Source organism: Subtercola sp. RTI3 (assembly GCF_035018625.1).
GTDB lineage: Bacteria > Actinomycetota > Actinomycetes > Actinomycetales > Microbacteriaceae > Subtercola > Subtercola vilae.
Genome location: NZ_JASJXO010000004.1, coordinates 78,733 through 102,098 on the forward strand (window position 1 = coordinate 78,733; position 23,366 = coordinate 102,098).

The following is a 23,366-nucleotide window of genomic DNA, read 5'->3' on the forward strand; positions in this document are numbered from 1 at the left end:
GGATTGCGCAACGGAGCGAAAGGACGGTCGATGACGACTGCAGCGATAATCGGTCTCGGTGAGGCCGGTGCGATCTACGCCAGGGGCCTGCGAGACAAGGGCTTCACCGTGCAGGGCTATGACCCGTTCCTCACGCTCGACGAGCCGGGAATCGCACAGAGTGCCGAGCTGGCCGAGGCCCTCCGGAACGCCGACGTCGTCGTGAGCCTGGTGGGGGCAAGGGCAGCGCTCAGCGTCGCTGAGCTCGCTGTCGAGGTCATGGCTCCGGATGCCGTCTTCGCCGACTTCAACACGGGCTCACCTGCGCTCAAGACGACGATCGGTGAACTCTGCACGGCCCGGGGCATCGCGTTCGCCGACGTCGCCGTGCTCGCTCCCGTTCCCCGGCACGGTGCGGAGACGCCGCTGATGGCCAGTGGAAGCGGGGCGGATCGCTTTCTCGAACTGCTCCGCCCAGTCGGTGCGCCACTGGAGTCCATCGCCGGCGCACCCGGCGATGCGGCGGCCCGCAAGCTCATCCGAAGCGTCTTCATGAAGGGTCTGGCGGCCGTCGTTCTCGAGTCTGTGAACGCCGCACGCCACGCAGGCTGCGAGGAGTGGCTGCGGGGTCAGATCATCGAGGAGCTCTCCGGCGACAATTCAGAACTCATCGATCGGCTGCTCACCGGCTCGGTGCAGCACGCCGGTCGGCGCGTGCACGAAGTGGAAGACGCCCACGACTATCTGGTCGCGCTCGGCCAGCCCAGCTGGGCCACCGATGCGGCACACGAATGGCTCAGCAGTTTTCTGAAAGAAGAGGTGACCGCAGCATGAAGATCTCGGTGGAGAACCTGACCCTGAGCTACGGCGACTCGGTCGCCGTGCGCGATCTGAATGTCGAGATCGAGGAAGGCGAAGCCCTGGTGCTGCTCGGACAGTCGGGTTGTGGCAAGACGAGCACGATGCGCTGCATTGCGGGCCTCGAGACTCCCGATACCGGCGTCATCCGCGTCGGCGACCAGGTGCTCTTCGACAGCGAGAGGCGCATCAACAAGCCGTCGCACAAGCGCAACATCGGCATGGTGTTCCAGTCTTACGCGATCTGGCCGCACATGACCGTTTTCGAGAACGTGGCCTTCCCGCTCAGCATGCAGCGGCTCGGCAAGACGGAGATCAACCGGCGGGTGAGCGAGACCCTCGAACTCGTCGGCCTCGAGGGGTTCGCCGATCGCGGTGCCAGCATGCTCTCCGGTGGGCAGATGCAGCGCGTCGCCCTTGCGCGGAGTGTCGTCATGCAGCCGTCGGTCATGCTGCTCGACGAGCCGCTCTCGAACCTCGACGCGAGACTGCGTCACCGTCTGCGGGGTGACCTCCGGGAGCTGCAGACGCGGCTCGGCCTGACCTCGATCTACGTCACGCACGACCAGGAGGAGGCGCTCGCGCTGGCCGATCACATCGCGATGATGCAATTCGGCCGCATCGTGCAGGTCGGCACCCCCGACGAGATCTACTCCCGCCCGCTCAGCGCTTCGATCGCCGACTTCCTCGGAGTCGGCAACATCCTCCCCGTCGACGCGGTCGACCCCGACACGGTGCGGCTCACGGGAACGGATGTTCTGCTGCAGGTGCCCGCATACGCCCACGGAGTCGACCTCCGGGCGTGCATCCGCGGCGAAGACATCCTCATCGGTGTCGACGCCGAGAGCTCCTCGCCGAACGCGATCACCGGGCAGGTGATCACCAAGGAGTTCCAGGGCGCGACCGCGACGTACCGCATCCGCCTTGGCAATTCTGTAGAAGTGACCGTTCTCGGAAGCAAGCACCGCCGACTCCATCAAGAGATGGGTGACGACGTACGCATCCTCATTCCTCTGGAAGCGATCCAGGTGCTGCCCATTGAAGTCGGTGGCGGGCCGCAGAGAACCGAACCCACCTCGCTGATCCAGGCGGTGGCGTGATGGTCACGGTGAACCTCGAACGTCCGACCCCGGCGACGCCCCCCGTCGTGCCACCGAGCAATCGACAGAAGAAGAGCCGATCCGGTCTTGGCCGAGGGCTCGGCCCCGGCGTGCTCTACGCCATTCTGGCTGTGCTCATTCTGCTGCCGGTGGGCCTGGTCGTGCTTTCCGCTTTCACGAGCACGACACCGAGGCCTGGCAACATTGACCTGACCGGACTTACGCTGAAGAACTTCGCCACCGTGTTCGGACCCGGTGCCGGGGGAGCTGCGCTGAATTCGCTCCTCGTCGGGATCGGTTCATCGATCGTCGCTCTGATCATCGGCGGCTTCCTCGCGTTCGTCACGGCACGCACCAACGTGCAGGCGAAACGATTCCTGTTCTTCGTCGGCTTAGTGCCGATGTTCCTTCCCTCCTACGTCGGCGCCCTCGCGTGGTCGGTGCTCGGCGGGCCGAATGCCGGGCTGCTGAACATCCTCGCCAAGGATGTCGGGCTTTCGCCGTTCCTGAACATCTTCAACACGCCGGGCCTCGTCTTCGTTCTGGGGATCTACTACGCTCCGTACGCGTTCCTCCTCATCCACGCCAGCTTCAGCCTGATGAACCCCGACCTCGAAGAAGCAGCACGCATCCACGGCGCGACGCCCCGCACCGTTCTCCGCAAGGTGACGCTCCCGCTCGCATTGCCGGCGATTCTCGGCGCGGCCATCCTCATCTTCGTGCTAACCGTCGAGAACTTCCCTGTCGCGCAGATCATCGGCAGCGCCGGCGGCCTCGACACCCTCCCGACGTACATATACCGCCTGATGAACTCGGCCCCGGCGCGGGGCAACGAAGCAGCGGCCGTGGCGATCACCCTTGTCGTCATCGTCGTGATCGTGACCGTGCTGCAACGACGCGTACTGGCGAAACGCAATTACACGACCGTCTCCGGAAAGGGATTGAAGCTCGGAGTCGTCGACCTCGGGCGGTTCCGCACCCCCGCTCTCGCGCTTGGCGTGGTGTACTTCATCCTCGCCACGGTGCTGCCGCTTCTCGCGCTGCTCTTCGTCACCGTGCACGACAAGCCCTACATCAGCACCATCCTCGGATCGTTCACCGGGAAACAGCTCTCGCTTGACGCCTTTGCGGAAGCCATCGGCGACAGCGTCGTGCACCGGGCAACCATCAACTCGGTGATCGTCGCGATCGCCGCTGCGTTGGTGGGCACGATCCTCTCCTTTATCGTCTCGTATGTCGTCAATCGCAGTACCCTGCCGGGACGGGCCGGTCTCGGCTACATCAGTATGCTGCCGCTGGCGGTGCCGTCGATCGTGCTCGGCCTCGGCTTGCTCTGGACCTGGCTGATCCTCCCTGTCCCGGTTTACGGAACGCTGCTGGTGATGATCATCGCCTTCACCGCCGCGCAGATGCCACAGGGATACCAAGGTGCCAGCTCGTCGATTCTGCAGGTGCACGCCGACCTCGAAGACAGCGCCGTGATGCACGGTGCCAGTCGGGTGCGCGCCATCTGGCGCATCACCGTTCCGCTGCTGCGTGTGCCGCTCACGTCGACGTTCCTGCTGCTGCTCATGCTCTCGATGCGTGAGCTGACGGTGCCGCTGTTCCTGTTCACCACCGACACGAGGCTGCTCTCGATCGTCATCTTCGACGACTTCGAGAACGGCGTTCTGCAGCAGAGCGCGGCGACCAGCCTCGTCTATTGCGTCGTGATCTTCATTCTCGCCTACCTCGCGCGCCGGTTCGGCGCCGACTCCAGCTCAACCCGTTGAACCCATTTCAGAGAGGAAATGACATGAAAAGAATCATCCCCGCCGTGGCCGCACTGGCCATCGTCGGTCTCGCCCTCACGGGCTGCTCCGCCGGCAGCTCCGGAGGGAGCGTGCAGACGGCCGACAACGGCGACCTCGTCATCGACGGAGAGGTCGTTGCCACTGCAGACGTCTACAAAGCAGCGAAGGACGAAGGCTCGCTGGTGTTCTACACCGGCGGCAGCGAAACCTCCGAGCAGCAGGTCGCTGACGCGTTCACCGACGCCACCGGAATAGACGTCGAGATTGTGCGCCTCGCGCCGAACAAGCTCCAAGAGCGCATCCTGAGTGAGCTCTCCGCCGGCCAGCTCGGCGCAGACCTGATCCGCATCTCCGGTGAAGACCTCATCGCCCAGCTCGCCGACCAGAAAGCATTCCAGAAAACCGAGCTCAGCCCAGATATCAGCAAGGCCCTCATCCCGGAAGCTATCTACGACGACGGCCTGTACTTCAACAGCTTCGACCGCGTGTACAGCTTCGCCTACAACAACCAAGTGGTCTCATCAGACACGGCGCCCAAGAACTGGGCCGATCTGATCAAGCCGGAGTACGCCGGCAAACTCGGCATTGTCCAGGTCGGCGCGGGCGGCAGCACCGCGGCCCTTACGCGATTCCAGCTCGACACCCTCGGGCAGGACTGGCTCGAGAGCTACGCCGCCGCGAAACCCCGCATCTTCGACTCCTCAGCGTCACTCACCGATGCACTCTCCCGCGGCGAGATTGGCATCGGGCCAGTTCCGATCGCGACCGCCTACTCGGCTGTTCTCGACGGTGCACCGCTCACCATCGCGACACCGGAAGAGGGCGCCGCGGCATACCCCTTCTACCTCGGCGAGACGTCGAGCACCAAGCGGCCGAACGCCAGCACGGTCTTCATCAACTGGCTGCTCTCCTCAGCAGGCCAGGAACTGGCCGCATCCATCGGCGACTACCCGGTGCACACCGGCCTGCCAAACCCGACCATCGGAGACATCGGGCTCCCGGCCGCAGACGACGGCTTCGTGCACCGCGCCACACTGCAGGAGTCTCTCGACAACCTGCAGCCCGATGCCTCCCTGTGGTCGCAGATCTTCGGCTACACCGGCTGATCGAGTGAACTCTCGCACCGGCACGGCGTCACTGGGCATTCTGCTCGGTCACGCCGTGCGGGTGCAGGTCATCAGCTACGGGATGCGCCCAGCGATCTCCTACGCGATCCTCGATCAGGGCTACGACCCGGTCTGGTTGGGAACCGCAACAGCGGCGTTTGCGGTTCCGCCCCTGCTGCTCGCACTCCCCTCGGGGAGCTTCATCGACCGGTTCGGTGAACGCCGAATGCTCGTGGCGGGAGCTGTCGCGTTCGTGCTGGCCGCCCTCAGCGCATTGTTTGCCGGCGCTACGCTCTTCGGGCTGATCGCCGCCACAGCCTTCCTCGGGCTCGGGGTGCTGTTCTCTGTCGTCGGGGAGCAGGCCTGGGTGATGCGCGGGGCGCAGGCAGGCCGCCTCGACTCAGCGTTCGGCCTCTACACCTTCGCGACCTCCAGCGGCCAGATGCTCGGACCACTATTGCTGCTACTGCTGCACTCCGGAACGGCGAATTTTCCAGCGTTCGAGGGCGTGACCCTCAATGTTCTCTGCGCCGCGGTCGCCTGTCTCCTTCTGTCCGCCCTGATCCGGTCTCGAACCACGCAAGGACCGGACGATCCGGCCCCGTTCCACACTCCCCCCACCGCGCAAAAGCGCAGTCAGGGAAGCCCCGGGTCGCTCCGCACACTGCTTCGGCGCCGCGGGGTGGTACCCGCGCTGGTGGCGAGTAGTCTCGCTCTCTCGTCTCTCGACATTTTGATCGCGTATCTTCCGCTGCTGGCCCAAGAACGCGGTCTCGCCCCGGCATGGCTCAGCGCAATGCTGGTAGCCCGAGGCGCTGCGACAATGCTCTCCCGGATTTGTCTCGGAATGCTCACCCGCCGACTCGGCCGCCGCCGGGTACTCGTCATCGCCGGTATCGCGTCCGCCGGTAGTCTCATACTTCTCGCAACGCCAAGCCCACCCCTCGCGCTAGTCGCCGGAATGGTCGTCTACGGCCTCACAATCGGAATCGTGCAGCCTCTCACCATGTCGTGGATCACCCTGGTGACCCCGGTACGCGACCTGGGAGTGGCGGCGTCTCTCCGCCTGCTCGCAAACCGCGCCGGGCAGACCCTGCTCCCCATTGCAATAGCCGGAGTGACGGTCGGCGGCGGCGCCACCCTCGCCTTCGGAGTCACCGGTGCCACTCTCGTCACGACGGCCTGGCTCTCACGCTGGGCACCAAACACGGACGATTCACCACACGCAGGAGACCCGGGGCCGTAATAACGTCGCAACAGAACAGCCCGATCACGAGCGTCCGACCTTACAGACCTCGTTACCATTAACAACGCTGTCATAGACGACCCCAAGCCGATCGCTTGAGTCGGCAACCACGATGGGAACTTCTTTACCAGAACGCCGGCACACCATCCGGCGCCGCGGCGACGAACGCATGCACTCTCATCGAATCATCTTGACGACAGGAACGAACCATCATGGGACTACTCCAAAACCTCAACGGCTGGCACGGCCTCATTGTGCTCGGCGTCATCCTGCTGTTCTTCGGCGCAGCGAAGCTGCCTGCTCTCGCGGCAAGTGTCGGCCAATCAGCTCGCATCCTGAAATCCGAAGCCAGAGAAGCTGCCGACACCCCGTCCGCCGCAGGAATCGACACAGCGGCAGGCGATACTGCGCCAGTTCGCCTAGACCAGGTTGCTCGCTAAGTCGACTCCGTACGGGTGTCTCATAAACTCTGGTGACTCTAGGCCCTGAAGAGTGCAAAGGAACTCGTTGGCCAGTATTGGCGGACCACAACCCAGCCCTAACAACTAGTCTGAGACGTCTCAATATTCTTTAGGTTTCCAAGGCATGAGTCGAGTCCGTTGCAACGGACTCAACGACGGGCAGCGTCCTCAGGTTCTTCTTCGCACGACGGCCAACCATCGTTTTTACCCTGGTATAGATGTCAGATGTTCAGCGCGAAATGAGAGGCAGAGAGTTTGCATCAGTCATCCCGCAGACTTCCCCGCCCCAACAGTAGCCGGGTTGCAAGAGCCACCCCGGCCGCTGTTGCGATGATCGCGGCGAGAGGCAGCGGTGTGCTGACTCCGAGCAGGCCGACGAGCGGTGTAACGAGACCGGCGACACAGAAGTTGATGCCGCCGAGTACCGAGGCGGCAGTGCCGGCCTGTTCGCCCTGGTGCTGCAGCCCCAAAATCTGCAGGCACGGCATCGCGCTGCCGCAGCAGGCCACGACCGCCATCATCGATACGATGAATGCCGATAGGCTGCCTGTCACGGTTGCCGACAGAGCGACCGCGCCGGCGGCTGCAACGAGACCCGTAATGGCCGCGGTCAGCACCCGCCCGGTTCCCCACCGCGGGATGAGCAGTCGCGATGTGATCTGCCCGGCAGCGAGCCCCAGCACTGCATTGCCCGCGAACACGAGACCGAACTGCTGGGCATCCAGAGCGTAGACATTCTGAAACAGGAAGGTCGATGCAGCGAGGTAGCTGAACAGCACCGACCAGACCAACGCCCCGACAATGGCGACGCCGGCGAACCCCGGGTCTTGACCGAGCGCCCGGTACCGCGCCAGAATCACCGCGAGCCGAAGGCGCGAACGATGTGGGGCCGCCAAGGTTTCAGGCACAAGAAAAATGACTGCGAGAAGTGCCACCGCCGCGTACCCGCAGATCACCAGGAAGATGCCGCGCCAATCGGTGATCCGGAGCAGTTGTGACCCGAACACCGGGGCGGCGATGGGGGCGACCCCGCTGATCACCGCCACATTCGCCAGCGTCTGCACCAGCCGCTGACCCGAGAAGAGGTCGCGCGCGACGGCGATGACCACGACCCCGGTCGCTGTCACGCCCATTCCCTGCGCAACACGGAACACGGTGAGCCACGCGACGGACCCGGCACCCGCCGCCCCAGCGGTCGCCACGATGTGGAGGGAGATCGAGGCGATCAGCGGAACCCTGCGCCCGACCGAGTCGCTGAGCGGCCCCACAATGAGCTGCCCGACACCGAACCCGAGCGTTGCCCCGGTGAGCGTGAAGGCAATCGCTGCTGTCGACGCGTCGAGATCGTGCTGCATCGCGGGAAAGGCGGGCAGGTAGAGGTCGATCGTGAAGGGCCCGAGCGCCACGAGCATTCCGAGCACGATCATGAGAAGGCGTTGGTGCCGAACCTGCACCTCGGTCACCAGCGCAGGTGCCCGGATGCTCTTCCTGAGCTCAGGTCGAGACGAAACTCTCGCGGCGAGACCTGCTCGAGCAACTCTGAGCTGTCGATCACCGCATCGACCACGGTCTGAACCAGCAGAACCTCTGAGGTGCGACTGGCCGCGCTGCCGGGCGCGGTGCTGAGCACGAACTCTGCACCGCTCGGCGTCCATGCCAGTCGGTCGATGCGAATGCCACCCCGGCCTGTGAACCCGCGAACCTCACCCGTGTTCCAACTCGCTGGCAGCGCGGGGAGGAGCCCGAGAGTGCCGGGCTGAGACCGGATGATCATGCTCGCGACGACCGCAGGAAGACCCCCGCTCGCGTCGACGTTGAAGATCACCCCGGCGTCGTGGGTCGAGACCATGTTCGACTTCCAGTGGTCTCGAGCAAGCAGCACGACACAGGTCAGAGCGAGCTCGGATTCTCCCAGGGCGCTGGCGGCGAGCCCGAGTTGAACGAGGCCGAATGCCATCTCCATGCGCCCGGGCGGCGCTGTCGGGTCTGCCATGCGCCAGGCGAGCTTGCGCTCGATGGTGCGTCGGGCGGCCTCCTTCAGCTCGGGTGTGTCGAACGCGTCGTCGACTCTGTACCAGAGCGGGTACAGCTGCGACGAGTGCCGGTGTTCGAGGCGGTCGGGGTAGTGCGGGTCGATCCATTCGGCCAGAGCCCCGTCAGGCGCCACCCGGTAGGGCGGCAGCGAATTGCGCAGAGCTGACCAGCCCACGCTGAACCGGTCGTCGTCGAGCACGCGTCCTATCTCGAGTCCCACGGCCACGGCGTCGCGGATGATCGCGATATCGCAGGTGGCGTCGACGGCCAGCGGGCTCGTGTGATCGCCGGGAATGTTCTCGGGCGAGTATGACGGAACGATGTGCAGGGCGCCGTCGCGCTCGACGAGCGCCGTCTCATAGAACCGCAGCACCTTCTGCGCGAACGGCCAGGCCCACTCGCGCAGAAACGCGACGTCGCCCGTCGTGCTGAAGTAGTCGAAGGCGAACCGCAGGGCCCACCCACCGGCGCCCACCCAGAACAGGTGCGGGTAGTCGGCGACGAAGTGGTTGGCGTGGCCGTGCGTCGTGACGCGGGCATTAATCAGGTAGCCCTCGGCTGCGTACAGGCGGGCCGCGTTGTCGACGTAGTCATGGGTGAAGGAGCCGATGAGGTCGAAGAAGGGAAGCAGCAGTTCGGGGTTGCCGGTTGATGCCAGTGCCGCGATCGCGCCGTTCTGTACGTTGCCGTTCAGAGTGTAGTCGGCAGACCAGGCTGGCGTCCACGTGCCCTGCCACACTCCTTGCAGTGTCGGTGGCAGGCGGCCGGTCGACGAGATGATGGTGTGTCGGCCAGCGGCGAAAGCGGCTTCGATGATCGCGTTGACCGCACCGACCGGGGCATCCTCGGCTCGTACCGCCGCCCAAAGCTGCTCAGAGGTGGCAGTGCCGTGCACCGTGTTCTCTTCGATTCGGCCGAGCAAGAACGAGCTCGCGGCCATAAGTGAGCCGTGTCGTTCTCGTTGCATCTTTTGGGCTTCTTCGGCCGTGCCCGGGCCCGGTGAGACGTCCGCAAGCACGGGTGGCAGTTCTCGCCCGGTGAGGGGGTAGGGCCGAATGTCCACCACGATGACCAGCGGATGTTCGGGGTCGACCGTGAGGCGCACCGCCCCTTCGTCACCGGCGGCGGTGACGACGCTGCCGGGCGAACTGAAGCGAACCGTGGTCAGCGCCCCGACGGCCGTTCCCGGTTCGCGCCCCGGCGCACGCAGATCGAGCCAGAGCGCATCGTTCGTGGCTCCGGCGGCAGAGCTCACTAACGAGAGGTAGTCCACCGCTCCGACGCCCACCCCGCTCGGCTCGACCACGTTCTGGTTCGAAATGCTCAGGATGCCTGTCGCCGCACGCTCGGAACGGATGGTGATGACGACCCGCGACGTCGATCGAAGGGCCAGGGTCGCGATCGACTGGCGACTGCCGCGTTCGCCCCAGGCGACCGTTGCCTCCCCTGTCGTGTAGTCGACGGTGCGCAGGTACTGCTCGGCGGCACCGGCCGCATCGGGGCTCCACGACACCGAAGCGCAGGGCACCAGAGGGTCTGTCCAGATCAGTTCGCCGGGGTCGCCTGATTCCTCCGCCGCTTCGAGCATCACAGCTGATGCGGTGGTCGAATCGCCGGCGAACAGCGCCTCACGCAGCTCGCCCAGGCGTGGAGTCATGTTCGGCGCAGGTGACCGCAGGTTGGCCGGCAGAAAGAACTCTTCGTGCGCGAACGTGATGGTGTGCCGCTCGGGCGTGCCGTAGACCACGGCCCCGACGGTGCCGCTACCGGCGACGACTCCGTCGGCCCACGAGTGCGCCTGTGTGGTGCTGGTGAACCCCTGCGGGCCCATCGGGTCAGTCAACGCTCACCGGGCAGAGCATGGTTCGGGTGTGGTCGACCACCCGCTGGGCGCCGCTGAGGGTGATTGCGAGCGAGGAGGCCGTGTCGCTGCTCGAATGGCCGATGCGCAGCTCGATCTCGCCGGGCTGAATTACTCGCGTCTTCGCGAGACCGGTGAAGGAGGTAAGGTCGGCGGACACATCGAAGGTAACTGTGCGGGTCTCGCCGGGTTCGAGTTCGACGCGCGAATAACCGAGCAGGCGGCTGCTCGGTTGGACCACCTGCGCATGGTCGCGGTGCAGGTACAGCTGCACGACGTCGGCGCCGGCGACAGACCCGGAGTTCGTCACCGAGACGCTCACGGTGAGCGATGAATCCGTCGCGACGCTGGTGTGTCCACTCGGCACCGCCGAATCGACGAGCGGGCTGCCCCACTCGAACGTGGTGTACCCGAGCCCGTGTCCGAACGCGAAGAGCGGCGTCGGGTCGATGTTCGACACGTCGCTCGGCCCGGCCAGGGGGGCCTGCAGGTACGTCGAGGGTTGCGACCCTGGCAGTGCCGGAATGCTCACGGGAAGTCGGCCCGACGGGTTCACCCGCCCGCTGATGACGCCCGCTATCGCCCCAGCGCCTTCTTCACCGGGAAAGAATGTCTGCAGCATGGCCGCCGCACCCTTGATCACCGCGCCGAGTGCGTAGGGCCGGCCCGCGATCGAGACGAGTACGAGGGGGGTGCCCGCCGCGCTGAGTGCTTCGACGAGCGCCTCCTGAACTCCCGGCAGCCGCAACGATTCGGCGTCGCAGCCCTCACCGGAGGTTCCGCGACCGAATAGGCCGGCGCGGTCACCCACGACGGCGATCACCAGGTCTGCCGACTGTGCCACCTCGACGGCCGCGCCGATATGGGAGCGGTCGCTTCCGTCGATCGAGCAGCCTTGGGCGACGACGATCTCACTGCCGGGGAACTCGGCGCGAACCGCCTCAGAGAGCGTCTGGATTTCGATGCCGAGGGCCACCTCGGGTTGGTGCGAGCCGACGTGCGCAGGAAACGAGTAGCAGCCGAGCATCGTCAGCGCATCGGAGGCGCTCGGGCCGATCACCGCGATGCGACGGGGAGCTGACGGCGTGACCGCTACAGGCAGAAGGCCATCGTTCTTCACGAGAACGACACCCTGCTCGGCGATCGTTCGCGCAAGCGCCCTCTGCTCGGGGCCATCGAGGTCGATGCGCCCCGTACTGGTACCCGGGTCGAGCAGATCGCTCTCAGTGAAACCCTCAGGAATGCCCGTCCATCCCTCATCGAGCAGCCCGAGTTCGACCTTCTGGCGCAGCACCCGCTCGAGAGCGCGGTCGACATACGACTCGTCGAGAAGGCCGTCGGTGACGGCCGAGAGCAGGGGCTGCCCGAAGGCTTTGCGCGTCGGCAGTTCGACATCGACGCCGGCGACGAGGGCCAGTGCTGCGGCGTCGCCGAGGGTCTCGGCCACATGGTGCAGCGTGTGCAGGAATGCCACGCCGAAGTAGTCGGCTACGACGGTTCCGTCGAAGCCCCACGTGTCACGAAGCAATCCAGTCAGCAAGCCCTCATCGGCGGCAGTGGGTACGCCATCGATGTCGGTGTACGCATGCATGACCGAACGCACTCCGCTATGCCGAACAGCCATCTCGAAGGGGGCGAGCAGCACGTCCTGCAACTCGCGATGTCCCACCGAAACCGGGGCCAGGTTGCGCGCGGCCTTCGACGCCGAATACCCGACGAAATGCTTCAGGGTGGCAATGATGCCAGCCGATTCCAGGCCGGTGATGTAGGCGGTCGCGATGGTGCCGACGAGATACGGGTCTTCGCCGATCGTCTCCTCGGTTCTGCCCCAGCGCGGGTCACGTGTCACATCAAGCACGGGGGCGAGGCCCTGGTGCACGCCCACTGCGCGCATGCTTGCGCCGATCTGGCCGGCCATCTGTGACACGAGCGGCGGGTTGAAGGTCGCTCCCCATGTCAGCGGCACGGGGTAGGCGGTGGCTCCCCAGGCGGTGAAACCGGCGAGGCACTCTTCGTGGGCCAGAGCCGGAATGCCGAATCGGTTCGCGCCAGCAATCCTGCGCTGGCTCTTCGCCAGGGAGAGGGCTCCTAATGCAGCGTCGACCGGAGCCGTGCCGAAGGGCCTGGTCAATTGCCCCAGCCCGTCTGAAAGCAGCTCGTCGAGATCGATGGGCTCTTCCATGTCGTGCTGGTACGGCGCCACGTCGCCGCCGTCTGACGACGCGCCGACCCAGACTCCGTACAGTTGGGCCACTTTCTCTTCGAGCGTCATGCTCTCGATCAGCGATGACACGCGCACTGCGGTAGGCAGTGCCGCATCCCGCCAGCGCGGAATGGTGGCGAGGTCGGTTTCGGTGTCGAGAGTCATCTACTTGCCACCCACGCCCATCAGGCCGGCGACGAGAGCGCGGCGGGCGAACAGGTAGACGATCAGAATCGGAAGGGCGGAGAGAATGACTGCCGCGAGCAGACCGGGCACATTGGCTCCGTACTGGTTGATGAAGCTGTAGAGCCCGAGGGTGACCACCTTGGTGCTCTGCGACTGGGTGAGGATGAGGGGGAACAGAAAGCCGTTCCACGCCTGCAGGGCGGTGAACACGGCGATCGTCGAGATGCCCGACTTCGACAACGGCAGCACGAGTGTGAAGAAGATGCGCGTCGGGCTTGCCCCATCGAGCGTCATCGCCTCATACAGCTCGTTCGAAATGTCGCGCATGCTGCCGGTCAGAATCAGCACACTGACCGGCAGTGCGAAAGCGGCGGTCGGAAGGATGATCGCCCACAGGGTGTCGTAGAGCCCCAGCTGATTGATCAGCAGGAAGATCGGAATGATCACCGCCTGCGAGGGGATCGCGAGGCCGAGCAGGAACAGGCGGAACGAGCCGGTGTTCACCCAGCCTCTTCCGCGCACGATGCCATAGGCGAGCGGCAGAACAAGCACCAGCACGAGTGCCACGACGCCCACTCCGACGAGAATCGTGTTGAAGAGGTAAAGCAGAAAGCCGTTTGCGAAGACCGACGCGTAATTGTCGAGCGTCAGGCTCGTGGGAATCGAGATCGGGCCGCCCTTCAGGTACGAAGCGCGAGGCTGTAACGAAGCCGAGAGAACAACATAGAGCGGAAGACCGACAACGAGAAGCCAGGCGAAGCTTCCGAGGCCGGCGAAGACGTTTGCGCGGGGTTTCATAGCCCCTCCTGGGTGCTGGTCATCTTGTCGTAGCCGCTGAACTTCACCATGGCGATCGAAACCGCCGTGGCCACAATCACGAGCAGAAGGGCGATCGCGCTGCCGTAGCCCATGTCGAAGCTCTTGAACGCGTCTTTGTACATGAGGTAGGGCAGCGTCGTCGTGTCTGTTCCCGGCCCGCCCTGGGTGAGGATCAGCACGAGGTCGAACGCGGTCAGGCCGCCGACGACCATGAGCACCGTCGACGTCACCATGGTGTTCTTCAATTGCGGCAGGGTGATCGAGAAGAACGACCTGACGAGCCCCGCACCATCGATCGAGGCGGCCTGGTAGAGCGTGGGAGAGATGGCCCGCGCCGCGCCCTGGTAGATCAACGTGTGAAAAGGAATGAACTGCCAGCTCGACACGATGATGAGCGCCGCGATCGCACCCGTCGGTGTGCCGAGAAAGCTTCCGTCTCCGCCGAAGATCTTCGCAAGCTGGCCAGGTACCCCGAAGTTGGGGTCGAGCAGTTGCTTCCACATGATCGCGGCGGCGGCAGACGACAGCAACAGCGGCAGGAAGTAGATCGCCGACAGGATGGCGCGGTTGCGCTGCAACCCCGCCGCCCAGACGCCGAGCAGCAGGCTGAGCGGAGCCTGCACCACGATGGTGCCGACGAGCAGCACGAGGGTGATACCGATCGCCTGCGGCATGACCGGATCGGCGAACAGCCTGGTCCAGTTGTCGAGGCCGGTGAACTGAGGTGTGCCGAGCCCATTCCACGAGGTGAACGAGAGGTAGGCGACCCCGATGAGCGGCACGACAGCGAAGAGGCCGAAGAATATGGTTCCCGGCACGATCCACAGCGAGCTCGGCCGGCCGACAGAATGGCCGGCCGAGCTCTTTGCGGCGCGCCGTGACGGTAGTGCAACGGTGCGGGTACTCACGGTGCGCTTCCTCGTGCTACTTGAGTGCGAGAACGGCAGAGATGAACTGTTCCGGCGTGTCCTGGCCATTGAACAGTTTCTGCAGCTCGGTCAGGAGGGGGCCGGAGATTGTCGGGCTGATCGCCTGATCCCACGAGAGCTGGAAGCTCGGCGCGTTCTTCACCAGATCGAACTGGAACTGAGCGAAGTCAGGATTGGGGGTGGTGGCGAGCTTGCCAGCGGTGGCCGTCGTGGTCGGCACCTCGCCGCCCTTGAGCAGAGCATCCGTGTAGTCGGCAGACGAGAGGGTCTTCAGGAAGGCGATCGCGGTGTCGGGGTACTTCGTGGCAGAGTTCACCGAGAAGTAGTTCGACGGGTTGCCGACCACGTTGGTCGGGTCGCCGGCGCCGCCGGACACAGAAGGGAACGCCGCGTACCCCAGGTCGTTGTTCGCGAAGTCAGGGTTCTCCCCGAGCTGGGTGGCAAATTCCCAAGTGCCCATGAGCTGCATACCGGCGCGGCCCTCAGCGAGCAGCGTCGACGATCCACCCGAACCGTAGTTGACCGAGGCGAAGTTGGTGCCGAATGCACCGGCGTCGACGAGGGTCTTGATCTCGGTCGCTGCTTTCAGAATCGCCGGGTCAGACCATCCGGAGGTGTCGCCGCCTTCGATCTTCTTGAAGACGTCGGGGCCACCGATGCGATCGACGAGGTACTCAAGCCACATCAGCTCGGTCCAAGAACCCGCCCCTGCCAGGGCGAACGGCGTGACGCCCGACGCGGTGAGCTTGGGGATGTCGCTCATCACGTCGTCCATCGTCTTCGGCGCGTCGGCGATGCCAGCGGCAGAGAGAACGGTCTTGTTGTAGAACATCACGACGGGCTGCGTGCCGCGCATCGGAATCGCGTACTGCTTGCCGTCAATCTGGCCGACATTGAAGATCGAGGGAACGAAGGCATCCTTGAACGAGGAGTCTTTCGAGACGGCGTCGTCGAGGTCGAGCAGTTTGCCAGCATCGACGTAGTCGCGAATGCTGCCGCCCGACCAGTTGAAGAAGATGTCAGGCGCCTGGTTCGAACCCATCGCCGTGCGCACCTTGTCCTGGTAGCCGTCATAGGCGATCTCGTTGAACACGACCTTGACATCTGATGTGGCGTTGAAGGCATCGACCGCACTCTTTTGCGCTGAGTCGAGCTGGTCCTGCAGCATCCACAGCTGGATCTGCTTGTCGCCGGAGCCTCCGGCGGAGGAGGAGCACGCGCCGAGGCCGATGGCGAGAGACGCCACGAGACCAACCGACGCAAGGACTTTGACACGTTTCCTATTGATGTTCAACGCTGAACCTTTCGAAAGTTTCGACAAGCTAGGCGAAATCCGACTAGACTCTCGAACTATAGATCAGATGAATTGGGTCGTCAAACGCGGCCTTCGCATTTACGGTCACATCTCGGAAAGAACTGATACGACTCATGGCGAGAACTGGCAATGAAGCCCGCAACTCCACTCGGCTCGATACCGTCGCGCGGGAGGCTGGCGTGTCAGTCGCCACTGTATCGAAGGTGCTCAACGGCCGGGCCGACGTGGCACAAACCACACGCGACCGGGTCGAAGCTCTATTGGCGCACCAGGGGTACGAGCCGCGCACCGTGCGCAAAGGCTCGAAGCTGATCGAGCTGGTGTTTCACGAACTCGACTCCGCATGGGCGATCGAAGTCATTCGAGGTGTGGAACGGGTCGCCCGCAAGATGGGGCTCAGCCTGATCCTCACCGAGAGCGGAGACCGCCACTCGCCAGGCTCGCAGTGGATCGCCGGCGTGCTCGAACGCCGGCCGCTCGGTGTCGTGCTCGTCTTCTCCGACCTGACCATCGATGAGAAGAGCATGCTCCGCACCCGCAATATCCCTTTCGTCATCGTCGACCCCGCTGGCGACCCCGCGCCAGACGTTCCGGCCATAGGTTCGGCCAATTGGGCGGGCGGCCTGACAGCAACGCGCCATCTGATCTCTCTCGGGCACACCCGAATCGGCATGATCAGCGGCCCCGACGACATCCTCTGTTCGCAGGCGCGGGTCGCCGGCTACAGGGCAGCGTTACAGGGAGCGGACATTGCGTTCGATGCTTCCCTTGTTCGGGAGGGTGATTTCCACGTCGAGGGAGGTGCGGCTCGGGCTCGTGAGCTGCTCGACATGCCAGGCGCTCCGACGGCGATCTTCGCGGGAAGTGACCTTCAGGCGATGGGTGTCTATGAGGCGGCACGCGAGCGGGGCCTCACGATTCCCCATGATCTTTCGGTCGTCGGTTATGACGATCTGCAGTCGTCGGCGTGGCTCGGGCCGCCACTGACGACGATCAGGCAGCCCCTCGCCGAGATGGCGGAGCAGGCGACTCTTCTCGTTGTTCGACTGGCGAGCGGGGAGAGGGTCGAGACGGTGCGCCTCGACCTCGCGACCAGCCTGGTTGAGCGGCTCAGCTCGGCACCCCCTCGTAGCTGAACGAGGTCAGCACGACAGATGCGCTACGACGCGCCGACAGGTAGGGGCCCACGACCGTACCGACAAAACCGCCCGCGGTCTCCGTGCTCAAGACAGTCGCGTCGACGGAACCAACAGTTAGCTGCTCGCCGCCGAATTCGGCAGAGAATTCCAGGCGCGTGCCGGTGATGGCGCCTGTGATTCGGATCTCGCCGGGGGCTGTCTCGGCAGGCGACAGCAACAGATGCGCGTCAGTACTTAAGACCCCATCCCGGCAGGTCACCGCGGAGAGCATGATGCCACCTTCACGCAGCTGCGTGCTGAGGCGCAGATTGAAGGTCGAGCTCTGCCGCCATAACAGCCCGAATTCGATGTCGGAGACGCTGTCTCGATGGTAGACGAAAGTCACACTGATCTCGGCAGAGTGGTGTTGCAGGCGGCGACCGAGAAATCCCGACGTCGCCTGGCCGCTGAGACCCGGAGTATTGACCAGTTCGAGACCCGAGGCCGAGTGTGCGCCGATCACGGCGGAGCTTCGGGGGGCCAGCCACTCGTTATCGAGTGTGCGCTCCGCCGCCAGGTCGATCCGGTAGCTGGCAGTCAGGTCTGATCGAGCGCCGGTGTTCCACTCGCGCAGCGTGTCGCTCAGGCGCCCCACTCCCGGGTTGAATACGGGCCAGTCTTCCTCCCAGACCACGGGAACTGCAAATGTCTCGCGCCCGAGAACGGTGTAGCCCTCCTCCGGTCTCGTGCCGAGCATCACGGCAAACCAGTCCCCGTGCTCGCTCTCGACCAAGTCTGCGTGGCCCACGCACTGCACCGGGTAGTCCTCGCCGAGGGTGCGGTGGGTGAAGACCGGATTTCGCGGTGATCCGGTGTAGGGGCCGGTGACATCATGGGCGCGGGCGACGGAGACTGCATGGTTCCGCTCCGTTCCACCCTCAGCTGTCAGGAGGTAGTACCACTCTCCACGCTTGTAGAGATGGGGGCCCTCGGACCACACGGCGCCCTTCACCGCACCTTTCCAGAGAATGAATTCCTCGCCGATGAGGCGCTCCGCGGCTAGGTCGAGACGGCGCAGCCAAATCTCGGTCTGGCCGTCGTACTCGCCGTCGACCACCAGCCGGCAGCCGGCCCACCAGGCGTCATCGCCGTCGAAGAACAGGGTCGGGTCGATGCCCTGGGCGTCAGAAAGGAACACGGGAGGCGACCAGGGGCCGGTGGGCTGAACGGCCGTCGTGTAGAACGAACCCGATCCGGTCTCAGACCCCACCACGGTGCAGGCGAGATAGAACAGCCCCTTGTGATACCGGATCGTCGGGGCGTACAGCCCACCGGAATCAGGAGCACCTGAGAGGTCGATGAAGTCGTCGGTTACAACAGAGCCCACGGCCTGCCAGGAGACCAAGTCCCGACTGGCATGGATGGGAAGGCCCGGTTGATATTCGAACGTCGAAGTCACGAGGTAATACATTTCGCCGACGCGGCAGACGGACGGGTCCGGGTAGAACCCGGGAAGTACGGGCTGGGCCGGGCGTGATGTTTGGGCGGGGTTCACGGAGACCCTTTCAGTGGACTTCTCGTAAATTGATCTGATGTATAGGGTAGTGCTTATGTCCTCCAACGCACTCCCGAACAATCTGCCCGAAAGCCTTCCGGTTGTGAGTGTCTCCGACAACAGCACTGAACTCGCCGAGGTGCAGGCGGTCATCGCCTGTGGCCCGTTCACGGATACCTGGGAATCGCTCGTGTCCTACCAAGCGCCGTTGTGGTACCGGGATGCGAAGTTCGGCGTCTTCCTCCACTGGGGTGTGTTCTCGGTTCCGGCGTTCGGCAACGAGTGGTATTCCCGCAATATGTACCTCGAGGGCTCTCCCGAATTCGACCATCACGTCGAGACGTACGGGCCCCAGCGCGAATTCGGTTATAAGGATTTCATCCCCAGCTTCACGATGCAGAACTTCGACCCCAACGAGTGGGCAGCGCTCTTTCGGCGAGCAGGTGCGCAGTTCGTCGTGCCGGTCGCGGAGCACCACGACGGCTTCGCGATGTACGACACCGCCCGTTCGCGATGGAGTGCGGCGAAGATGGGCCCCCAGCGGGATGTCTTCGGCGACCTCGGGGCGGCTGTCGGGGAGGCCTGGATGGTCTTCGGGGCTTCCACCCACCGAGCCGAGCACTGGTTCTTCATGAACGGGGGCGCCCGATTCGACTCCGACGTGCTGAACCCTGCCACCATCGATTTCTACGGCCCTGCCCAACGAGAGGAGACCGCCCCCAACGAACGTTTTCTCGAGGACTGGCTGCTGCGCTGCCTCGAGATCATCGACCTCTATCGGCCGCAGATTCTGTATTTCGACTGGTGGATCGAGACCCGAGCTTTCCAACCATACGTTCGAAAGCCCGCGGCGTACTACTACAACCGTGCTGCTGAGTGGGGTCGCGAGGTCGTGATCAACTACAAGTGGAAGGCATTCGCCGAAGGCAGCGCTGTGTACGACATCGAGCGAGGTTCCATGGGCGGAATCCGCTCTGACGCGTGGCAGAACGACACCTCTGTCTCACGGTCTTCGTGGAGCTGGGTCGAAGGGCACGAGTACAAGAGCATCGACGAACTCGTCGCGGAACTGATCGACACCGTCTCGAAGAACGGCACCCTGATGCTCAATGTCGGACCCAAACCGGATGGAACGATCCCCGCCGAAGAACAAGCCCTCCTGGAAGGAGTCGGCCAGTGGTTGTCCCGCAACGGCGAAGCCATCTTCGGCACCAGACCGTGGTCCGCCGCCGCCGAGGGGCCTACCGAGCTGGTCGTGGGGTCGTTCGTCGACGCAGCCTCACCCGACTACACCTCAGAAGACATGCGCTTCACCACCCGAACAGACGTGACCGGCGACTTTGTCTACGCCATTCTGCTCGCTGAACCCGCTGACGGCGTCGCGCGGGTGAAATCGTTCAGCTCCGGGTTCAGTCTGCTGGGCCGACCCATCCGCGAAGTCACCGTGCTCGGCGTCAGAGGCCCCGTCGAGTGGTCGCGAAGCGCCGCCTCGCTCGACGTCGTGCTGCCCGAACGCAGACCCCTAGCGTGCGGGCCGGTCATCAAAATCTTCCTCGAGCCCGAGCCCCTCCGACCCCGCACCGACTTCCTGCACGGCTGATGATCTGCGCAGTTCAGAGAAAGGTTCAGCGATGAAGAAGACTCCGTTGCGCACCGGCGTCACGGTGACAGAGCTGGGTTTCGGTGCCGCGCAGTTCGGCAACCTCTACCGCGAGACCACGCGGGCCGACGCAGACGGCGCCTTCGCCGAGGCCTGGGCCGGCGGCATCCGATACTTCGACACAGCCCCACACTACGGCCTCGGCCTCTCTGAGCGCCGGCTTGGTGCCCTGCTGCAGACGGTGCCGCATGACGAATTCACTCTCTCGACAAAGGTCGGCCGACTGATCGTCGACAACCCCGGGGGCGAGGGGCTCGACGACGAGGGCTTCGTCGTGCCGGCCACCCTTCGCCGGCAGTGGGATTTCAGCGCCGACGGCGTGAGGCGATCGCTCGACGAGAGCCTTGAACGACTCGGGCTCGACCGTATCGACATTGTCTACCTGCACGACCCCGACGACTTCTTCGACCAGGCGCTTACCGAGGCCATTCCCGCGCTGATCGCGCTGCGCGAGCAGGGCGTGATCGGTGCGGTCGGTGCGGGCATGAACCAGTCGCACCTGCTGACCGAATTCGTTCGCCGTGCCGACATCGATGTGGTCATGCTGGCTGGCCGCTACACCCTGCTCGAGCAGGGCGCGCAGGCCGACCTGCTTCCGCTCGCCCTCGAGCGCGGCGTGTCAGTTGTTGCCGCCGGTGTCTACAACTCGGGGCTGCTCTCGTCGCCCCGGCCCGCGGCCGACGCCATGTACAACTACGAACCCGCGCCGCCCGAGCTGCTCGCCCGCACGAATGCCATCGCCGACGTCTGCGAGCGTCACGGCGTGAGTCTTCCGGTCGCCGCCATCGCCTTCGCGCTGGGGCACCCCGCGGTGGTCTCGGCGGTGCTCGGTGTGCGCACGGTATCGCAGGTCGATGACACCCTCGCCCGCTTCGAGACCCCGGTTCCGGATGCCCTGTGGAGCGACCTCGAACAGGCCGGCCTTGTGGCGGCTCTCCCCGCGGCCACGCCCGGCGCCCGCCCCGCCGCAACTCCGGCCGCCCCCGCCGACCCTTCTGAACCCTCCGCCCAGCCCGACCGAAGGACTGCCTCGCTATGACCACCATCACTGCCGTCGACACGTACGACGTGCGCTTTCCGACCTCGCTCACCGCCGACGGGTCGGACGCCATGAACAAAGACGGCGACTACTCTGCCGCCTACGTCGTGATCAGAACCGACGACCCGGCCCTCAGCGGGTTCGGCTTCACCTTCACCATCGGGCGTGGCAACGATATCTGCGTGATGGCTGCGGCCCAGCGCGCCCTGCCGCTCATCGGCCGCAACGTCGAAGAGCTCACGAGTGATCTCGGCGGCATCTACCGCGAGTTGCAGGGCGACTCGCAGCTGCGCTGGCTGGGCCCCGAGAAGGGCGTGATCCACCTCGCCCTCGCCGCCGTGATGAACGCGGTGTGGGACATGGCGGCGCGCGCGGCTGGCAAGCCGCTCTGGCGCCTGCTCGCCGACATGACCCCCGAAGAACTCGTCGAGGTCGCCGACATGCGCTACCTCTCCGACGCCCTCACCAAGACCGAGGCCATCGCCCGGCTCACCGAGCTCGCCCCCACCCGCGAGAAACGCATCGCCGAACTCGCGGAGACCGGCTACCCCTGCTACACCACCAGCGCCGGGTGGCTGGGCTACTCCGATGAGAAGCTGCGTCGCCTCTGCCAGGAGGCCGTCGACTCGGGCTACAAGCACATCAAACTGAAGGTGGGTGCGAACCGCGACGACGACTACCGTCGCCTGCAGATCGCCCGAGAGGTGATCGGCCCCGACGCCAACCTGATGATCGACGCCAACCAGGTATGGGATGTTCCCGAGGCCATCGAGTGGGTCAACTCCCTCGCCGAGTTCAAGCCGCTCTGGATCGAGGAGCCGACCAGCCCCGACGACATCCTCGGCCACGCGGCCGTGCGCAAAGCGGTGGCGCCCATCGGTGTAGCCACCGGCGAGCACGGCATGAACCGGGTGCTGTTCAAGCAGATGTTCCAGGCCGAGGCCATCGACTTCTGCCAGCTCGACTCCGCCCGACTCGGCAGCATCAACGAGATTCTCGCCGTGTACTTCATGGCGAAGAAGTTCGGTGTTCCGGTGTGCCCGCACGCCGGGGGTGTGGGTCTCTGCGAGCTCGTGCAGCACCTGTCAATCTTCGACTACGTCGCCGTCTCGGGGTCGCTGGAGGGCCGCGTCACCGAGTACGTCGACCACCTGCACGAGCACTTCGTCGAGCCCTGCATCGTCGAAGACGGCGCCTACCAGCTGCCTCTGGCCGCCGGCTACAGTGCCGAGATGTTCGGCGCCTCGGTTGAGGAGTTCAGCTTTCCGAACGGAACCTACTGGGCGTCGAGGCTGCTCGAGACCGCCCCCGCGATGGGGTGAGTGACGATGTAGTCCTCGACCTCGAGCAGGTGACTCGCCATGCGCAGTCGCGCCCGCTCAGAGTCGTGGGCTGCCAGCGCGCTCAGGATGGCGAGGTGTTCGCGGTGTGTGGTGTGCACCGCGCCTTCATCACTGATGGCGCGCCACATGCGCCCGCGAACGGTACGGCTGGCCAGAGCGTCGATCAGCGCTTCGAGCGCGGGGTTGCCCGAGGCGTGCGCGATGATGCGGTGAAAGGCGATGTCGGCCTCCATGATCGTGTCATGGTCGGCATTGGAGGGATGCTGCACGAGATTCTCGATCGATGCCAGAACCCCCGAGGCTTCCTTCACAGCATGGTCGCCGATGCGCTGCGCCGCAAGGGCCGCCGCCTCGGTCTCGAGCACCCGGCGCACGGATTGGAGGTGACCGCTCTCGGCGGGTGTCTGCAGGTCGACCACGAAACCCATCGGCGCGAGCAACAGGGATGCGTCGAGTGACGTGACGTAGGTGCCGTCTCCTTGGCGTGTCTCCAGCACACCCATCAGCGCCAGTGCCCGCACCCCTTCGCGAAGCGAACTCCGGGAGACGCCGAGCTGTTCGGCGAGAACCTTTTCGATCGGAAGCCGTGACCCGGCACTCAGCTGCCCCGTCGTGATCATCTCTTTGACCCCGTGCACCACCACATCGGTCTGTGAGCGGAGTGGCGAGACGACAGCGAGTGGCGCTGTAGGGGAGGTCATTGGGGTCGTCATGGAGCAACTTTACGCCCGCGACTTCCGGTGCCGCGCAAGTTGACGTTC

The 23,366-nt window shown here is 64.8% G+C and carries 18 protein-coding genes; 10 read left to right on the forward strand and 8 right to left on the reverse strand.

What is annotated here, in order from left to right; all coding sequences use genetic code 11:
* The first annotated feature begins 30 nt into the window (after nucleotides 1-30).
* The 6 genes from QN358_RS03090 (at nucleotide 31) to QN358_RS03115 (ending at nucleotide 6,522) form a co-directional block, all read left to right on the forward strand.
* The gene (locus QN358_RS03090) at nucleotides 31-813 is read left to right on the forward strand and encodes an NAD(P)-dependent oxidoreductase (protein WP_323511553.1); all 783 of its coding nucleotides are present in this window, start codon (nucleotides 31-33) and stop codon (nucleotides 811-813) included.
* Nucleotides 810-1,937 carry an ABC transporter ATP-binding protein gene (locus QN358_RS03095; RefSeq protein WP_323511554.1) on the forward strand — a complete coding sequence of 376 codons (1,128 nt, stop codon included), beginning with the start codon at nucleotides 810-812 and terminating at the stop codon, nucleotides 1,935-1,937. The genes QN358_RS03090 and QN358_RS03095 overlap by 4 nt, the downstream gene beginning before the upstream one ends.
* Nucleotides 1,937-3,709: an ABC transporter permease gene (locus QN358_RS03100; RefSeq protein WP_416351950.1), complete on the forward strand. Its 1,773-nt coding sequence runs from the start codon at nucleotides 1,937-1,939 to the stop codon at nucleotides 3,707-3,709. The genes QN358_RS03095 and QN358_RS03100 overlap by 1 nt, the downstream gene beginning before the upstream one ends.
* 23 nt (nucleotides 3,710-3,732) lie before the next feature.
* Complete coding sequence (locus tag QN358_RS03105) at nucleotides 3,733-4,836, forward strand: ABC transporter substrate-binding protein (RefSeq protein WP_323511556.1); 1,104 nt, start codon at nucleotides 3,733-3,735, stop codon at nucleotides 4,834-4,836.
* A 4-nt stretch (nucleotides 4,837-4,840) separates the two neighbouring features.
* Entirely contained in the window at nucleotides 4,841-6,082 is a 1,242-nt protein-coding gene (locus QN358_RS03110; RefSeq protein ID WP_323511557.1) for an MFS transporter, read from the forward strand.
* Nucleotides 6,083-6,294: 212 nt separating this feature from the next.
* On the forward strand, nucleotides 6,295-6,522 hold the full coding sequence (locus QN358_RS03115) for a twin-arginine translocase TatA/TatE family subunit (protein ID WP_323511558.1): 228 nt from the start codon (nucleotides 6,295-6,297) through the stop codon (nucleotides 6,520-6,522).
* A gap of 281 nt (nucleotides 6,523-6,803) precedes the next feature.
* Here QN358_RS03115 and QN358_RS03120 read toward each other — a convergent pair whose 3' ends face one another.
* From QN358_RS03120 to QN358_RS03145, 6 genes are read right to left on the reverse strand one after another with little or no spacing between them, the layout of a single operon-like run.
* The gene (locus QN358_RS03120) at nucleotides 6,804-8,006 is read right to left on the reverse strand and encodes a multidrug effflux MFS transporter (protein WP_323511559.1); all 1,203 of its coding nucleotides are present in this window, start codon (nucleotides 8,004-8,006) and stop codon (nucleotides 6,804-6,806) included.
* Nucleotides 8,003-10,420 carry a glycosyl hydrolase family 95 catalytic domain-containing protein gene (locus QN358_RS03125; protein ID WP_323511560.1) on the reverse strand — a complete coding sequence of 806 codons (2,418 nt, stop codon included), beginning with the start codon at nucleotides 10,418-10,420 and terminating at the stop codon, nucleotides 8,003-8,005. Before QN358_RS03125 ends, QN358_RS03120 begins: the two co-directional genes overlap by 4 nt.
* Nucleotides 10,413-12,806, reverse strand: a complete 2,394-nt coding sequence (locus QN358_RS03130) for a beta-glucosidase family protein (RefSeq protein WP_323511561.1) — start codon at nucleotides 12,804-12,806, stop codon at nucleotides 10,413-10,415. The genes QN358_RS03125 and QN358_RS03130 overlap by 8 nt, the downstream gene beginning before the upstream one ends.
* A complete protein-coding gene (locus tag QN358_RS03135) occupies nucleotides 12,807-13,625 on the reverse strand; it encodes a carbohydrate ABC transporter permease (protein ID WP_323511562.1) in 819 nt (272 codons plus the stop codon).
* The gene (locus QN358_RS03140; protein ID WP_323511563.1) at nucleotides 13,622-14,554 is read right to left on the reverse strand and encodes a sugar ABC transporter permease; all 933 of its coding nucleotides are present in this window, start codon (nucleotides 14,552-14,554) and stop codon (nucleotides 13,622-13,624) included. Before QN358_RS03140 ends, QN358_RS03135 begins: the two co-directional genes overlap by 4 nt.
* A gap of 16 nt (nucleotides 14,555-14,570) precedes the next feature.
* Nucleotides 14,571-15,821: an ABC transporter substrate-binding protein gene (locus QN358_RS03145; RefSeq protein WP_323511564.1), complete on the reverse strand. Its 1,251-nt coding sequence runs from the start codon at nucleotides 15,819-15,821 to the stop codon at nucleotides 14,571-14,573.
* A 182-nt stretch (nucleotides 15,822-16,003) separates the two neighbouring features.
* Between QN358_RS03145 and QN358_RS03150 the strand changes: the two genes are divergently transcribed.
* Nucleotides 16,004-17,026 (forward strand): LacI family DNA-binding transcriptional regulator, encoded by a 1,023-nt coding sequence (locus QN358_RS03150; RefSeq protein ID WP_323511565.1) that lies wholly within the window; start codon nucleotides 16,004-16,006, stop codon nucleotides 17,024-17,026.
* On the opposite strand, the gene QN358_RS03155 is transcribed toward QN358_RS03150, so the two are convergent.
* Nucleotides 17,001-18,716, reverse strand: a complete 1,716-nt coding sequence (locus tag QN358_RS03155; protein WP_323511566.1) for a glycoside hydrolase family 43 protein — start codon at nucleotides 18,714-18,716, stop codon at nucleotides 17,001-17,003. The two genes, QN358_RS03150 and QN358_RS03155, sit on opposite strands and share 26 nt — an antisense overlap.
* Between QN358_RS03155 and QN358_RS03160 the strand changes: the two genes are divergently transcribed.
* Genes QN358_RS03160 through QN358_RS03170 form a run of 3 tightly spaced genes read left to right on the forward strand, consistent with a single transcriptional unit; the run spans nucleotide 18,619 to nucleotide 22,584 of the window.
* On the forward strand, nucleotides 18,619-20,163 hold the full coding sequence (locus QN358_RS03160) for an alpha-L-fucosidase (protein ID WP_323511567.1): 1,545 nt from the start codon (nucleotides 18,619-18,621) through the stop codon (nucleotides 20,161-20,163). The two genes, QN358_RS03155 and QN358_RS03160, sit on opposite strands and share 98 nt — an antisense overlap.
* Before the next feature lie 31 nt (nucleotides 20,164-20,194).
* A complete protein-coding gene (locus QN358_RS03165) occupies nucleotides 20,195-21,262 on the forward strand; it encodes an aldo/keto reductase (RefSeq protein ID WP_323511568.1) in 1,068 nt (355 codons plus the stop codon).
* Nucleotides 21,259-22,584: an L-fuconate dehydratase gene (locus tag QN358_RS03170; RefSeq protein ID WP_323511569.1), complete on the forward strand. Its 1,326-nt coding sequence runs from the start codon at nucleotides 21,259-21,261 to the stop codon at nucleotides 22,582-22,584. The genes QN358_RS03165 and QN358_RS03170 overlap by 4 nt, the downstream gene beginning before the upstream one ends.
* Here the strand turns inward: QN358_RS03170 and QN358_RS03175 are convergent.
* Nucleotides 22,539-23,318: a FadR/GntR family transcriptional regulator gene (locus QN358_RS03175; protein WP_323511570.1), complete on the reverse strand. Its 780-nt coding sequence runs from the start codon at nucleotides 23,316-23,318 to the stop codon at nucleotides 22,539-22,541. The two genes, QN358_RS03170 and QN358_RS03175, sit on opposite strands and share 46 nt — an antisense overlap.
* Between the last annotated feature and the right edge of the window lie 48 nt (nucleotides 23,319-23,366).

Bases quoted from the DNA above. Each gene is read 5' to 3' on its own strand.
- QN358_RS03160 (WP_323511567.1), top strand. From the start codon at position 18,619: ATGTCCTCCAACGCACTCCCGAACAATCTGCCCGAAAGCCTTCCGGTT.
- QN358_RS03150 (WP_323511565.1), top strand. From the start codon at position 16,004: ATGGCGAGAACTGGCAATGAAGCCCGCAACTCCACTCGGCTCGATACC.
- QN358_RS03165 (WP_323511568.1), top strand. From the start codon at position 20,195: ATGAAGAAGACTCCGTTGCGCACCGGCGTCACGGTGACAGAGCTGGGT.
- QN358_RS03130 (WP_323511561.1), bottom strand. From the start codon at position 12,806: ATGACTCTCGACACCGAAACCGACCTCGCCACCATTCCGCGCTGGCGG.
- QN358_RS03135 (WP_323511562.1), bottom strand. From the start codon at position 13,625: ATGAAACCCCGCGCAAACGTCTTCGCCGGCCTCGGAAGCTTCGCCTGG.
- QN358_RS03105 (WP_323511556.1), top strand. From the start codon at position 3,733: ATGAAAAGAATCATCCCCGCCGTGGCCGCACTGGCCATCGTCGGTCTC.
- QN358_RS03155 (WP_323511566.1), bottom strand. From the start codon at position 18,716: ATGACCGCCTGCACCTCGGCGAGTTCAGTGCTGTTGTCGGAGACACTC.
- QN358_RS03090 (WP_323511553.1), top strand. From the start codon at position 31: ATGACGACTGCAGCGATAATCGGTCTCGGTGAGGCCGGTGCGATCTAC.
- QN358_RS03115 (WP_323511558.1), top strand. From the start codon at position 6,295: ATGGGACTACTCCAAAACCTCAACGGCTGGCACGGCCTCATTGTGCTC.
- QN358_RS03170 (WP_323511569.1), top strand. From the start codon at position 21,259: ATGACCACCATCACTGCCGTCGACACGTACGACGTGCGCTTTCCGACC.
- QN358_RS03095 (WP_323511554.1), top strand. From the start codon at position 810: ATGAAGATCTCGGTGGAGAACCTGACCCTGAGCTACGGCGACTCGGTC.
- QN358_RS03100 (WP_416351950.1), top strand. From the start codon at position 1,937: ATGGTCACGGTGAACCTCGAACGTCCGACCCCGGCGACGCCCCCCGTC.
- QN358_RS03175 (WP_323511570.1), bottom strand. From the start codon at position 23,318: ATGACGACCCCAATGACCTCCCCTACAGCGCCACTCGCTGTCGTCTCG.